Consider the following 12,114-nt stretch of genomic DNA (forward strand, 5'->3'; position numbering starts at 1 on the left):
ATTCCCGAAACACGGTTGGCCGGACGAGTCACCATGCGGTTCTTCCCCATTTTGCCCAGTCCCCTCGAGTCGTTTCGCGTTCGGACATTCCAGGAACGCCAAACCGAGGCGGTATCCGGGTGGTCTCGATCTCCGGTGCGCCTTCTCGGTGTTCGTTCCTGCGGTGAGACCAAATCTCCCCTGCCCGCTCGAGAGGAACTAGACCTACGATGGCTCCGGTTTACGCATTGCGGGAACCCACGGGGTCTCAACCGCCGCAAACAGCTCCATACCGGACAGACAGGGGTGGGTAGTGGACGTAGTCAAATACGTCAAAACCGCACAGAGCGGTGCACCTGAGGAGCTGTGCAAGGCCACGCCGGGGGAACCGCAGGCCTTCTTGCGGGAACTCGCAACGCACCTGGGCCTGCTGGCGCAGGAGGCCGCGCAGCAGGCGGCGCTCCCCGCCCCGGCGGCCACCGCCGAGGCGGCCCCGGCCGAGGAGGTGGTGGGGCCCGGTGTGCGGTACCTGCACGGCCTGGGCAGCATCTCGACGGCGATCAACGAGGCCCTGGGGTCGGTCCGGCGGGACATCCTCACCGCCCAGCCCGACGGGGCGCGGCCGAGCGCGGTGCTGAAGGACGCGCTGGAATCCGTACGCCGGCAAATCTCGGCGGGGATCGCGATGCGGACCCTGTATCAGCACACCACGAGATTCGACGAGGCGACGAAGGAATACGTCCGGGCGGTGACGGAATACGGGGCACAAGTCCGGACGCTCGAAGAATTCTTCGACCGTCTCATCATCGTGGACGACGTCGCCTTCATTTCCGCGAACGAGGACCGTACCACGGCGATCTCGATTACCGAACCGACCATCGTACGATTTCTCCGCGACACGTTCGACAAGGCCTGGGACCGGGCGAAACCCTTTCCCTTCGTCCCCCTGCACGCCGCGAAGGCGGCCGACGAGGTGGTCCCGGCGATCCGGGAGTCGATCAGCCGGCTGCTGGTGGAAGGTTACTCGGACAAGGCGATCGCACGCCGCATAGGGATCAGCGAACGTTCCCTCCAGGCCCATATCGCGGCCATCAAGCAGGAACTCGGCGCACACAACCGATTACAGCTCGGCTACCTCCTGGGGCGCAACGAGGCCACGTTCGTGGTGTGACGTCGGGGAACCCGGGAGCGGGGGCTACTGCCCGTCGAGGTAGGTGAGGACCGCGCGGACGCGGCGGTTGGTGTCGTCGTCGTCCGTGATGCCGAGCTTGCCGAACAGGGAGGTCGTGTACTTGCTGATCGCGCCCTCGCTGAGGAACAGGCGGCGGGCGATGGCGTGGTTGGACAGGCCCTCCGCCATCAGGGCCAGTACGGAGCGCTCGCGTTCGGTCAGGCGCTCCAGCCCGCCGTGGGGGGCGCTGCCCGACAGCAGCTTCGCGATGACGGCCGGGTCCATGGCGGTGCCGCCCGCCGCGACCCGTTCCAGGGAGCCGATGAACTGCTCCGCGTCGAACACGCTCTCCTTGAGCAGGTAGCCCACGCCGCCGGTGCCGTCGGCCAGCAGTTCGCGGGCGTAGAGCTGCTCGACGTGCTGGGAGAGGATCAGTACGGGCAGCCCGGGGATCTCGGCGCGGGCGGTGAGGGCGGCGCGCAGGCCCTCGTCCGACTGCGTCGGGGGCATGCGGACGTCGACGACGGACACGTCCGGGCGGTGCGTCCGCAGGACGTCGAGGGTCTCGGGCCCGGTGGCGGCCGTGGCCACCACCTCGTGCCCGAACGCCTCGATCAGGCGGACCATCCCGTCGCGCAGGAGGTACAGGTCTTCGGCTACGGCTATGCGCATGGCACGCCCATCCTCACACGGGTCGGCCCGCCGGGGGGACTGGTGACCGCCAACGTGCCGTCGAAGACGGCGAGTCGGCGGCGCAGGCCGGCGAGCCCGCCGCCGGGCCGGACGTCGGCCCCGCCCCGGCCGTCGTCCTCGACCTCCACGACGACGCCCGTCTCGTCGCGTACGAGGGAGACGTGCGCGCGGTGCGCCCCGGCGTGCTTGGCCGCGTTGGTGAGGAGCTCGGCGACGCCGAAGTAGAGGGCGGCCTCGATGGGCGGGTCCAGGCGCAGCGGGCCGGCGGCCCGGACGGCCACGTCGAGCGGGACGTCCAGCGCGAGCGCCCCACGGCGGCGGCCCACACCCCGGGCACCAGCATGCAGACCCCGGCGGCGACGACCCCCCGCCAGAACCCGACCCCGGCCCGCACGACCCAGGAACCCGTACGTCCCACGACTCCCCCTCGTTCTCGGCCCATGCCCCCACTGTGCACCGCCCGGAGCCCGCAAAGCCCCAGCTCGGACCGGGAGTGGGGCTGGCCCCACCCCTCCGTGGGCCCAGGCCGATACCGGCCCGTCCGGCCGCTCCCTAGCGTCATGGCCATGAACGCGAACCCGAACACCGCCGAAGCGCCCCTCCTGAACACCCCCGCCGCCCGAACCGCCTTCGCCACGACGCGGACCGCCGTCAAGGTCTACGCCGTCCTCAGCACCGCCGCCCTCCTCGCGGTCGTCGCGGTGGCGGGCACGGGCCACCTGGTGAACCCGTTCATGTGGACCCGGGCCGTCCTGCTCCCCTTCCTCGCGGTCCTCCTCCACCGCCTGACCCGCTCCACCGCCGCCGGCTCCCGCCGCGCCTACGACCGCCTGCGCACCATCGCGCTGGTCTGCCCCCTCGCGATCGCCGGCGTGGACCTGATCCCGGGCATCTGCCCCTGGTGGTACGCCGCACTGCAAACCGTCTGCGTCCTCCCCATCCTCCACATCGCCCTCACAACCCGCGGCCCGGCCCTACGCACGGCCTTCCCGAAGCCGAAGTCCCGCTGAGCGGGCCCGGGAGGCGGGGGCTGGTATCCGCACCAGACGGCTCCGGGGGTTGGTCAGGTCATTGGCGAGGGACAGGGCCGATGTCGGTACCGAGTGGCATGCTCTGCCGCCATGAACAAACCGCAGTTCTGGGCGCTCATCGAGGCAGCCCGTAGTCGTGCGTCCGACGGCGAGGACGTCGTCCGCCTGGCAACCTGGCAGCTCGCCACGTACCCGGCCGAGGAGATCGTCGCGGCGGAGCAGGTGCTGTGGGACCTGCTGGCGGAGTCCTATACGAACCCTCTGTGGGCCGCTGCCTACGTCATCAACGGCGGATGCTCCGACGACGGCTTCGACTACTTCCGCGGCTGGCTGGTCACGCAGGGCCGCGAAGTCTTCGAACGCGTGCTCACCGACCCTGACGCCCTGGCAGAACTGCCCGCGGTGCAGGCGTCAGCCGCCGAGGGATCCGATCTCGAGTGTGAGGCAACGCTGGGCATGGTCTGGGACGCACACATCACGGCGACCGGCGAGCAGCTCCCTGACGGCTCATTCACCATCCGCTACCCGGGGCTGGACCCGGCCTGGAACTTCGATTTCAACGACCACGACGAAATGGCCCGCCGACTGCCCCGCTTGACGGCCCTGTTTCTGGGCTAGGCCAGGTCGCGGTGCAAGGCAAGCCGGGACTGCAGGGGTAGGGGCAGGGGGCAGGGTCGAGCGGATCTTCGTGGCGGGCAGCCCACTGGTCGAACGGGTGCGGTTGCCGTCCGGGGCGTAAGTCACATGCAACGGGTTGGGCTCTGCGGACACTACCCAGTGTGGACCACCAACTGTTTGCGGAAATCTATGACGCTCACGCACATGCTGTGTACGCGCATGCCATCCGCATGACCGCTGACCATGCCGGGGCTGACGACATCGTCTCCCTCACGTTCCTTGAGGCATGGCGGCTCCGCGACTCATTCGATCAGGTCGCCAGCCATCGGGCCTGGCTCTTCGGGATCGCCACCAACGTGATCCGCAACTCCCGCCGAGCCGCACGGAGGCACCGGGATGCCATAGCCCGCCTGCCGCCGCCCAGCACCGTTCCCGACGTGGCAGACGCGGTCGTCTCCCGCATCTCCGACGCCGCACAAGCCGCGGCCGCCTTAGCAGTTTTGAATCGGCTGCGGCACGCAGATCGTGAGGTGCTTCTTCTGTACGTGTGGTCTGGCCTCAGCCATGCGGAGGTAGCACAAGCATGCGGAACATCGGTCGGCACCGTGCGATCCCGGCTCTCGCGCGCCCGCGCCCGCCTCCAAAAGCTCACCGCATCCCACCTTGCCGAGCCGCCAGCCTCCAGACGTCGCCCTGCATCCCAAGCCACACGGGAAGGAAGCCTGTGAACTCCTCCGACGACGCACGACTCGACTCGAACGGTCGCGCGGATATCACCCGGAGTCTGCCCGGCCTTTCCGACGTCGATCTGCCTTTCCACGGACATGACCGGATCAAGGAGTACGTCATGCGCGAAACCTCGGACGACGCTCAACCTGTTCGAGTGCGATCGCGGCGTCGAATGGCTCTGTTCCTGACGGCAGGCGCCGCGACCTGCGCTGTTGCCCTGGCGGTGACCCTCACCATCGGGGACTCCAACCGCCAACCCGCTACAGCACAACCCGAGCCGGCAGCCGTCCAGCTGCTGGACCGCGTCGCCTTGGCAGCCCAGACGGTGCCCGCTCCAAGCGTCCGAGACGGACAGTTCTTGTACACCAGGACAAAGGGGTACTCCACCGCTCTGTCGGAAGCCAAGGGCGGAGGCATGACGGCTGCCCGCACAGACGAGTCCGCCGAGCGCTGGGTCTCCGTCGACGGATCAGCCGGAACCCTCACACGCAACCACGAGGGTGAGAAGACCGATCCGGCGCCGAACCGGGAGAAGGTCACCATCAACGGCCCCACGTACCGCTTCCTGGAATCTCTCCCAACCGACCCCGACCGACTGCTGGAGGTGATCTACGCCGACACGCGCCTCAATCACGGTGGCGACTCTGGATCGACGACCGGTCCCGATCAGGAAGCGTTCGTAGCCATCGGTGATCTACTTCGGACCTTCGAAGCGCCGCCCGGAGTGAGCGCAGCCCTCTACCGGGCTGCGGCCCGCATCCCTGGCGTCGTTCTTGTATCTGAGGCGACGGATGCCGCTGATCGTTCAGGCGTCGCCATCGCGCGCGTCCATAACGGCGAGCGCACCGAGTGGATCTTCGACAAGAGCAGCCTGCGCCTGCTTGGCGAGCGCACGGTGACGCTCAAGGACAGCGCGTGGGGGAAGGCGGGAACCGCGGTGTCGTCCGTGGCCATCATCAGCCGGAACGTAACAGACAAGGCGGGACAGACACCCAAGCAGTAGCAGACTGCATCAGGGGGCGCCCAGGCGTGCGCGGAGGCCCTGAACGGCCAGATCACGGCGCAGCCCCCCGATCATGCTCATGGGCGCCGGCAGCTGCTACGACCATGCCAGGGGCCGGGAGGCGGACGAGACGGCTATGTAGGCCAGGCCGTCGTACTCCTCGGCCGGAGTCGAGACGCCCACGTTGAAGCGGTAGGTCCAGCGCGGGACCATGGCGCCGAAGCTCCAGGTGCCGTGTCGGGCGCCCAGCCACTCCCGTACGGCGGTCGGTGCCTCGGCTGCGCCGCGCAGGTCCACGAGGTGGTCGCCGGGGTTGGCGGCAGCCAGCTGCGCCTCGACCGTGCCCGGGCGGCCGGGGCCGATCCGGTTGGCGACGACGGCACCGGCTCGGGGACGGGCCCACGGCCCGGGCCACATCCGCCGGGCGCGGAACGAGCCACTGCCGAACAGCAGGCCGAGTGCGTAGTAGGCGTCGCCGTACCGCGCGTGGAGGTGATGCCCCAGCGCCGGTACCGCGTTGCCGTAACGGCTCTTGCCGATGTGGCCGTTGTGCGCCCAGAGGACGACCTTGGCGGACGGGTCTTCGAGGACGGCCTCCACCGCATCCGCCATGTACCGGTCGCGTACGGCGTAGACGGTCTGCTCCGGGTCCTCGTGTTGCCTGGCGCGTGTCACCAGGTCGGCGGCCCGTACCAGCAGGCGGGCATGGCGGAGCACGTCGGCTGCGTCGGGGGCGTGTCGGCGGAGGTACTCCAGGAGTTCCTCCGCCTGGTGCACTAACCGGCGCTGCGGGTCGGGTCTCGATCCCGGATATGCCGTGGCGAGCGTGCCGAGGGCGCCCAGGAGTCCGTCCACGCGGTCCGGTGCCGTCTTGCGGAGGAAGGCACCGACCGCCGCCAACGAGCTGCCGCACCGCTGAGGGTCGATGCCGATGAACCGGACCTTCTGCTCCTCCCGTCGCCCCCGGTTGTAGTCGCGCATCCACTCGATGACGGCGAGCACCTCGTGTGTCCGCCAGGTCCAGAACCCGAGGCCCGCGAGCACCTGCGCGGCCTCCCCGACGCCTTGGCGGACATAGTCGTCGACGGCCGGCCCGGCCGACGCGCTGGCCTCCATGACGAGCGCCGAGAATCCCAGCTCCGTGACCAGGAACTCCAGCAGACGATGCTTGAGCTGGAAGAATTCCCGCGTCCCGTGGGTGGCTTCTCCCAGACCCACGATCCGTACGCCGTCGAGGACGTCCTTCAACGGCTGGAGGTCAGCAGTGGACGCGCCCGCGGTGAGGCCGTTCAACGGCAGGGCGGTCTGTGCCAACCAACCGCTCAGCTCATCGGACACGGCTTTCCTCCCCTGGTCACGAACAGCGCCGGCGACATCGTCAGGGGCCGACGTATTCGTATACGCCGCCGTGCGGGTGTCGGAGGAGGGCTCGGTGGCCGTTGGGGGTGGGTTGGGGTGGGGCCACGACGGTGGCGCCGGCCGCGGTGGCTTCCGCTACGGCTGCGGCCACGTCGTCGACCGTCAGGGTGGCGCTGACCGCGGCGACCCGCCGGACGGCTTCCTCCGGGCCGGAGAAGAGGAGGAAGGGGCCCACGCTCGCCAGGTGGACTCCGGCGAACGCGAAGCGTTCGGCCTTCCGGCCGGTCAGTCGCTCGTAGAAGGGGATGGCCCCCTCCAGGTCGTCGACGTTCTGGCGGGCGATCACCGCGTCGATCTTCATCGCCGGCTCTCGCGCAGCGAGATGCGGTTGCCGTCCGGGTCGAGCGCCTCGATGCGGATGCCGAACCCGTAGTCCTCCGGCTCCTTCCCGTCGAAGGCCACCCCGCGCTCGCGGAAGACCTCGAAGTCCGCCCGCAGGTCGTCCGACTCGAGGATGACCGGCCCGGGCGTACCGCCCGCCTGCACCTCGGCCGGCTGCCCCGCAGCCGATCCGTGCGCCCACAGGATGATCTCCACCGGGCTGCCGGGGGCGGCGACGGTGAGGAAGCGGCCGTCCGGGCCCGGGTAGTCGATGCGCTTCTCCAGGCCGAGCTGTTCCGTGTAGAACCGCAGGGCCCGGTCCTGGTCCGTGACGTAGAGGGTGACGTACATGAGGTTGGTCAGCATCGTGTTGTCCTTCCGTTGCCCGCTGTTGCTTCTTTGACGGGCGCCGGCGGGCGGATGTGACAGACCGGGTGTCAGTGCCGGGTGTCAGTGCCGGGTGTCAGTGCCGGGTGTCAGACTCGTCGTCATGAGCGCACCCGATCCCAAGGCCGAGCTCCTCCGCTACCTCCAGGAGGGCCGAGACGCCCTGCTCTGGAAGCTGGAGGGGCTCTCGGACTACGCCGTACGCCGCCCGCTCACCCCCACGGGCACGAACCTGCTGGGACTGGTCAAGCACACCGCCGGTGTCGAACTGGGCTACTTCGGCGACACCTTCAACCGCCCGTTCTTCGGCGCCGAACCCCCCGCCTGGTGGTACACGCAGGACGCGGAACCCAACGCCGACATGTGGGCCGCCGAGGACGAGTCCCGCGAGGACATCATCGCGCTGTACAAGCGTGCCTGGGAGCATTCCGACGCCACGATCGCCTCGCTGCAGCTCGACGCGACCGGCCATGTCCCGTGGTGGCCGCAGGAGCGCAGCGCGGTGACCCTGCATCACGCCCTGGTACGCGTCATCTCCGACACCCAGCGCCACGCCGGCCACGCCGACATCCTGCGCGAGCTCGTCGACGGATCCGTCGGCGTGGCGCCGGGCAAGAACACCCCGCCCACTGAGGCGGCACACCGCGACCGCCTGGAGCGCGTGGCTCGCCGCTTCGGCGACAGCTGACCCCGGGCGCTGTAGCGGATGACGATCCCGTTGGCCTTCCCTGCGGGCAGCGGCCCCGGACGGTCGTCGGACGCTGAGATGACAGGAGCGCGTAGCGATCTGACGCGGAGGGCGGCCCCGGATGGCAGGCATGTCGGCCCGGATGCCCGACGCGGCGGCTCCCGACGACCTCAGAGGGTCGCTGATACGGCCGCATGCCCCTCACACATCCGTCCCGTTCCCCCCGACTCCTCCCTGAGACCGCCCCGCCGGGGCCCCGCTACTTCGCCGCCACCGCCGCCCCGGCCGGGACGCCACTGCGCCGCCGTCGGCGGGAGACGGCCACGCCCGTCAGGCAGATCGCGCCGCCCAGGAGGGTGAGCGGGCCCGGGATCTCGTCCAGGGCGAACCAGGCGATGAGGACGACCACCGCCGGGACCGCGTACGTGGTCGCGCCCATCCGGCCCGCCGTGGTGCGGGACAGGGCGTAGGTCCAGGTGGTGAAGGCCAGGGCGGTCGGGAAGAGGCCCAGGTAGACCATGTTGAGGGTGGCCGACGGGGGCGCCTGGGGGAGCTGCGTGAGGAGCTGGCCGGCGAACGGCAGGGTGCAGGCCGTGCCCACGAAGCAGCCGTACGTGGTGACCTGGATCGGGTCCGCGTGCCGCAGGGCGGGCTTCTGCGAGACCACCCCGGCCCCGTAGGCGAGCGCCGCGACCAGGCAGAGCAGCACCCCGGTGAGGGAGGAACCGCCACCTTTGGAGGTGGACATGCCCACGACCACCGCCCCGGCGAAGGAGACGCCCATGCCGGCCAGCAGCATCGGCGGGAAGCCCTCCTTCAGCAGCCAGCCGCTGAGCAGGGCGATGACGATGGGGCCGATGTTGACGACCATGGCGGCGGTGCCGGCGTCGACGCCCTGCTCGCCCCAGTTCAGCGTGACCATGTACAGCCCGAACCACAGCACCCCGGACGCCAGGATCCCGGGCCAGGCCTGACGGGGCGGCAGCGGTGTGCGCTTGACCAGCAGGACGGCGCCCAGCGCGACCGATGCCGTCAGGAGGCGGCCCAGCGCGAGCGCGCCGGGCCCGTAGTGCGCGGCCGAGGCGCGGATGGAGACGAACGCGGAGGCCCACAGGGCGACGGTGACGCAGGCCGCCACGAGGGCGCGTCGATCGATGCCGATGCCGGAATCGCCAGTCGTTTGGTCCATGCGCGTCAATGTATTGAGGCGTTTCGGCCTTGCCTACGGCTTTTCCCGCACGATCGCCCGATGTCAGGGCGCTGTCAGCGCACCCCCGCGAACCCCCTCAGGTCCTCGGCGATCGCCGCCGTCACCGCCCCGTGTTCGGCGGCCAGGTAGAAGTGCCCGCCCGGGAACCCCCGGAAGGTGAAGGCGCCCTCCGTCAGCTCCCGCCAGCCCATGGCCTCGGCCACGCTCGTCCGTGGGTCGGACTCCCCGCAGAGCACGCTGACGGGGGTGCGCAGCGGCGGCCCTGGTTCGTGGCGGTAGGTCCCGACGGCGTGGTAGTCGCTGCGCAGGGCCGGGAGGATCAGCGCCCGCAGCTCGGGGTCGGCCAGCAGTCCCGCGTCGGTGCCGGACAGGGCCTGGACGTGGGCGAGGAGGGCCTCGTCGTCCAGGGTGTGGAGGTCGTCCCGCCGGGGCACGAGCGGGGAGCGGCGGCCGGAGAGGATCAGGCCGCGCGGGCCCGCTCCGGCCTCCAGGCGGCGGGTGAGTTCGTAGGCGAGGACCGCGCCCATGCTGTGCCCGAAGAGCACGAGGGGCCGTTCCCGCCAGGGCTCCAGGGCCCGTTCCACCCCGTCGGCGAGTCCGGCGATGGTGTCGGGGCTGGGCTCCGCGAGCCGTTCCTGGCGGCCGGGGTACTGGATGGTGAGGACCTCGGCGTGTGCGGCGAGGTCGCGGGAGAGCGGGAAGTAGTAGGAGGCGTTGCCGCCGGCGTGCGGGAGGACGACGAGCACCGGGGTCGAGGCCGGGGCCGCGTGCGGGTCGGCCGGGGGGTGGAAGCGGCGGATCCAGGGAGAGGTCACGGTCACGGTCACCGGCCGGTCCCCTGGGCTTCGGCTTCGTCCGTCAGGAGGAGCTTCTTCTGCGGCTTGCCCATCGCGTTGCGCGGGATGGACGCCACGAAGCGGACCTCGCGCGGGCGCTTGTGCACGGACAGGTGCGCGGCGACGAAGTCGGTCAGTTCGGCGCCGGTGACGCCCTCTGCGACGACGAAGGCGACGATCCGCTGCCCGAGGTCGGTGTCCGGGACGCCGACGACGGCGGCCTCGCTCACCTTGGGGTGGTCGAGCAGGGCGTTCTCGATCTCGCCCGCGCCGATCCGGTAGCCGCCCGACTTGATCATGTCGATGGAGGCCCGGCCCACGATGCGGTGGACCCCGTCCTCGGGGTCGACGGCCGCGATGTCGCCCGTGCGGAACCAGCCGTCCTCGGTGTACGCGGCCGCGGTCGCCTCCGGGCGGCCCAGGTACCCGGCGAACAACGTGGGCCCGGTCAGCTGGAGTTCGCCGATGTCGGCGCCCGGCTCGGCGGCGATGCGGGTGCGGATGCCGGGGAGCGGGGTGCCGACGGTGCCGGGGCGGACCTCGCCGCCGGCCCGGCCGCTGACGGTGATCAGGGTCTCGGTCATCCCGTACCGCTCGACGGGGCGGTGGCCGGTGAGGCGCTCCAGGTCGCGGAAGACGGGGGCGGGCAGGGCGGCGCTGCCGGAGACGAGCAGGCGGGCGCCGGACAGGGCGGCGGCGGCCCCGGGGTCGGCGGCGACGCGGGACCAGACGGTCGGCACCCCGAAGTACAGGCTGCCGCCCGCGGCGGCGTAGGCCTGCGGGGTCGGGCGGCCGGTGTGCACGAGACGGCTTCCGGTGCGCAGGGCGCCGAGGACGCCGAGGACGAGGCCGTGGACGTGGAACAGCGGGAGGCCGTGCACGAGGGTGTCCTCGGCGGTCCACTGCCAGGCGGCGGCGAGGGCGTCGAGGTCGGCGGCGAGGGCGTCGGCGGTGAGGACCACGCCCTTCGGGGGGCCGGTGGTGCCGGAGGTGTAGAGGATGAGCGCCGGGTCCCGCGGGTCCGCGGTGCGGGGCGGGGTGGCGTCGGAGCGGCGGGCGAAGTCGGGGGTGATCTCGACGGCGCCGGAGTCGCGCAGGATGTGCTCGCGTTCGGCGGGGCCGGCGTCGGGGGGCAGGGGCACGAAGGGCACCCCGGCGAGGAGTCCGCCGACGGCGGCGGCGACGGTTTCGAGCGAGGCGGTCGCCGTGACGGCGAAGGCGGGGGCGCCCGCGACGTCGGCGGCCACGGCGCGGGCGGCGCCGAGCAGTTGCTCGTACGAGGCGGTACGGTCGGCTACGGCGACGGCGTCGGCGCGGTCGCCGTGGGTCCCGTCCAGTGCGGTCAGCACGCGGTAACTCCCTGGGGGTGGTGGGAGGCCAGGGTACGCGGCGGCGCCGGACTCCCGGCCGAACGGGGGTGGTGGCGGCGGCGGTTCGGGGGGGGAGGTGGGGCCCCTGCCCGGATCCGCTCCCCGCCGGCAGGGGCCGCGGCGGGCGGGTGCGCCCGCGTACCGCATGGCGTATGTTGAACACGTTCAGCTGAACGCGTTCAAACGAGGGGTCCTATGAAGGCCGAGCGTCCGCACGTCTCCATCCGGCAGCGGCAGCCGGCCGAACCGGCGCCGGCGCCCCGTACCGTGTCCGCCTGGCAGCGGGGCTGGGCCGTGGCCGCGCTGGTGGCCCAAGTGGCGGCAGCGGCCTGGTGGATCTGGCTGACGTACGGCGTCCTGTTCGACGTCTGCGCGGCTACCGCCGCCATGGGCGTCGTCCCGTTCCTGACCCCGCGCCGGCCGAAGGCCTTCGCCCGCGCCTGCCTGCTCATCGGGTCGGCCCTGCTGGCCTGGTCGCTGATCGGCATGATCATCGGCATGTTCGTGTTCCTCCCGGGCGCGCTGCTCCTGCTCACCGCCGCCTTCGTCCAGCCCGGCAACCGCCCCGGCACCGCGTTCACGGTGGTCCTGCCGCTCACGGTCGCGGCGGTGGCGGCCTGGGCCCTGTGCGCCCTGCGGGCCACGACCGGGAGCTGAAC

The 12,114-nt window shown here is 71.3% G+C and carries 14 protein-coding genes and 1 pseudogene; 7 read left to right on the forward strand and 8 right to left on the reverse strand.

Features of this window, described 5'->3' with window-relative positions; genetic code table 11:
* Positions 1-292: 292 nt before the first annotated feature.
* Positions 293-1,150 carry a helix-turn-helix transcriptional regulator gene (locus ACFY0O_RS35455; protein WP_358894391.1) on the forward strand — a complete coding sequence of 286 codons (858 nt, stop codon included), beginning with the start codon at positions 293-295 and terminating at the stop codon, positions 1,148-1,150.
* Between the two features lie 24 nt (positions 1,151-1,174).
* Here the strand turns inward: ACFY0O_RS35455 and ACFY0O_RS35460 are convergent, their stop codons facing one another.
* The gene (locus ACFY0O_RS35460) at positions 1,175-1,822 is read right to left on the reverse strand and encodes a LuxR C-terminal-related transcriptional regulator (RefSeq protein WP_388954661.1); all 648 of its coding nucleotides are present in this window, start codon (positions 1,820-1,822) and stop codon (positions 1,175-1,177) included.
* A pseudogene (locus ACFY0O_RS35465) lies at positions 1,813-2,154 on the reverse strand (sensor histidine kinase); the annotation flags it as partial. The gene ACFY0O_RS35460 and the pseudogene ACFY0O_RS35465, both read right to left, overlap by 10 nt.
* Before the next feature lie 255 nt (positions 2,155-2,409).
* Between ACFY0O_RS35465 and ACFY0O_RS35470 the strand changes: the two are divergent.
* From ACFY0O_RS35470 to ACFY0O_RS35485, 4 genes are all read left to right on the forward strand, one after another.
* The gene (locus ACFY0O_RS35470) at positions 2,410-2,853 is read left to right on the forward strand and encodes a hypothetical protein (protein ID WP_388954663.1); all 444 of its coding nucleotides are present in this window, start codon (positions 2,410-2,412) and stop codon (positions 2,851-2,853) included.
* A 111-nt stretch (positions 2,854-2,964) separates the two neighbouring features.
* Positions 2,965-3,492, forward strand: a complete 528-nt coding sequence (locus ACFY0O_RS35475; protein WP_388954666.1) for a DUF4240 domain-containing protein — start codon at positions 2,965-2,967, stop codon at positions 3,490-3,492.
* A gap of 161 nt (positions 3,493-3,653) precedes the next feature.
* A complete protein-coding gene (locus tag ACFY0O_RS35480) occupies positions 3,654-4,220 on the forward strand; it encodes an RNA polymerase sigma factor (RefSeq protein ID WP_388954668.1) in 567 nt (188 codons plus the stop codon).
* Positions 4,217-5,224: a CU044_5270 family protein gene (locus tag ACFY0O_RS35485; RefSeq protein ID WP_388954671.1), complete on the forward strand. Its 1,008-nt coding sequence runs from the start codon at positions 4,217-4,219 to the stop codon at positions 5,222-5,224. The genes ACFY0O_RS35480 and ACFY0O_RS35485 overlap by 4 nt, the downstream gene beginning before the upstream one ends.
* 96 nt (positions 5,225-5,320) lie before the next feature.
* Here the strand turns inward: ACFY0O_RS35485 and ACFY0O_RS35490 are convergent, their stop codons facing one another.
* Genes ACFY0O_RS35490 through ACFY0O_RS35500 form a run of 3 tightly spaced genes read right to left on the reverse strand, consistent with a single transcriptional unit; the run spans position 5,321 to position 7,330 of the window.
* The gene (locus tag ACFY0O_RS35490; protein ID WP_388954673.1) at positions 5,321-6,562 is read right to left on the reverse strand and encodes an erythromycin esterase family protein; all 1,242 of its coding nucleotides are present in this window, start codon (positions 6,560-6,562) and stop codon (positions 5,321-5,323) included.
* 40 nt (positions 6,563-6,602) lie between these two features.
* A complete protein-coding gene (locus ACFY0O_RS35495) occupies positions 6,603-6,944 on the reverse strand; it encodes a VOC family protein (RefSeq protein ID WP_358894383.1) in 342 nt (113 codons plus the stop codon).
* Positions 6,941-7,330 carry a VOC family protein gene (locus ACFY0O_RS35500; protein WP_388954676.1) on the reverse strand — a complete coding sequence of 130 codons (390 nt, stop codon included), beginning with the start codon at positions 7,328-7,330 and terminating at the stop codon, positions 6,941-6,943. The genes ACFY0O_RS35495 and ACFY0O_RS35500 overlap by 4 nt, the downstream gene beginning before the upstream one ends.
* A 124-nt stretch (positions 7,331-7,454) precedes the next feature.
* Between ACFY0O_RS35500 and ACFY0O_RS35505 the strand changes: the two genes are divergently transcribed.
* On the forward strand, positions 7,455-8,039 hold the full coding sequence (locus ACFY0O_RS35505) for a DinB family protein (RefSeq protein WP_388954678.1): 585 nt from the start codon (positions 7,455-7,457) through the stop codon (positions 8,037-8,039).
* A gap of 259 nt (positions 8,040-8,298) precedes the next feature.
* On the opposite strand, the gene ACFY0O_RS35510 is transcribed toward ACFY0O_RS35505, so the two are convergent.
* The 3 genes from ACFY0O_RS35510 to ACFY0O_RS35520 all read right to left on the reverse strand — a co-directional run bounded on the left by ACFY0O_RS35510 (position 8,299) and on the right by ACFY0O_RS35520 (position 11,434).
* Complete coding sequence (locus ACFY0O_RS35510; protein WP_388954681.1) at positions 8,299-9,228, reverse strand: DMT family transporter; 930 nt, start codon at positions 9,226-9,228, stop codon at positions 8,299-8,301.
* 74 nt (positions 9,229-9,302) lie between these two features.
* Entirely contained in the window at positions 9,303-10,070 is a 768-nt protein-coding gene (locus ACFY0O_RS35515; protein ID WP_388954702.1) for a thioesterase II family protein, read from the reverse strand.
* 2 nt (positions 10,071-10,072) lie between these two features.
* A complete protein-coding gene (locus tag ACFY0O_RS35520; protein WP_388954684.1) occupies positions 10,073-11,434 on the reverse strand; it encodes an AMP-binding protein in 1,362 nt (453 codons plus the stop codon).
* A gap of 216 nt (positions 11,435-11,650) precedes the next feature.
* Between ACFY0O_RS35520 and ACFY0O_RS35525 the strand changes: the two genes are divergently transcribed.
* Complete coding sequence (locus tag ACFY0O_RS35525; RefSeq protein WP_388954685.1) at positions 11,651-12,112, forward strand: hypothetical protein; 462 nt, start codon at positions 11,651-11,653, stop codon at positions 12,110-12,112.
* Positions 12,113-12,114 lie beyond the last annotated feature (2 nt).

It is taken from the genome of Streptomyces sp. NPDC001594 (assembly GCF_042893675.1).
Taxonomy (GTDB): domain Bacteria; phylum Actinomycetota; class Actinomycetes; order Streptomycetales; family Streptomycetaceae; genus Streptomyces.

Bases quoted from the DNA above. Each gene is read 5' to 3' on its own strand.
- ACFY0O_RS35460 (WP_388954661.1), bottom strand. From the start codon at position 1,822: ATGCGCATAGCCGTAGCCGAAGACCTGTACCTCCTGCGCGACGGGATG.
- ACFY0O_RS35470 (WP_388954663.1), top strand. From the start codon at position 2,410: ATGAACGCGAACCCGAACACCGCCGAAGCGCCCCTCCTGAACACCCCC.
- ACFY0O_RS35475 (WP_388954666.1), top strand. From the start codon at position 2,965: ATGAACAAACCGCAGTTCTGGGCGCTCATCGAGGCAGCCCGTAGTCGT.
- ACFY0O_RS35495 (WP_358894383.1), bottom strand. From the start codon at position 6,944: ATGAAGATCGACGCGGTGATCGCCCGCCAGAACGTCGACGACCTGGAG.
- ACFY0O_RS35500 (WP_388954676.1), bottom strand. From the start codon at position 7,330: ATGCTGACCAACCTCATGTACGTCACCCTCTACGTCACGGACCAGGAC.
- ACFY0O_RS35505 (WP_388954678.1), top strand. From the start codon at position 7,455: ATGAGCGCACCCGATCCCAAGGCCGAGCTCCTCCGCTACCTCCAGGAG.
- ACFY0O_RS35510 (WP_388954681.1), bottom strand. From the start codon at position 9,228: ATGGACCAAACGACTGGCGATTCCGGCATCGGCATCGATCGACGCGCC.
- ACFY0O_RS35525 (WP_388954685.1), top strand. From the start codon at position 11,651: ATGAAGGCCGAGCGTCCGCACGTCTCCATCCGGCAGCGGCAGCCGGCC.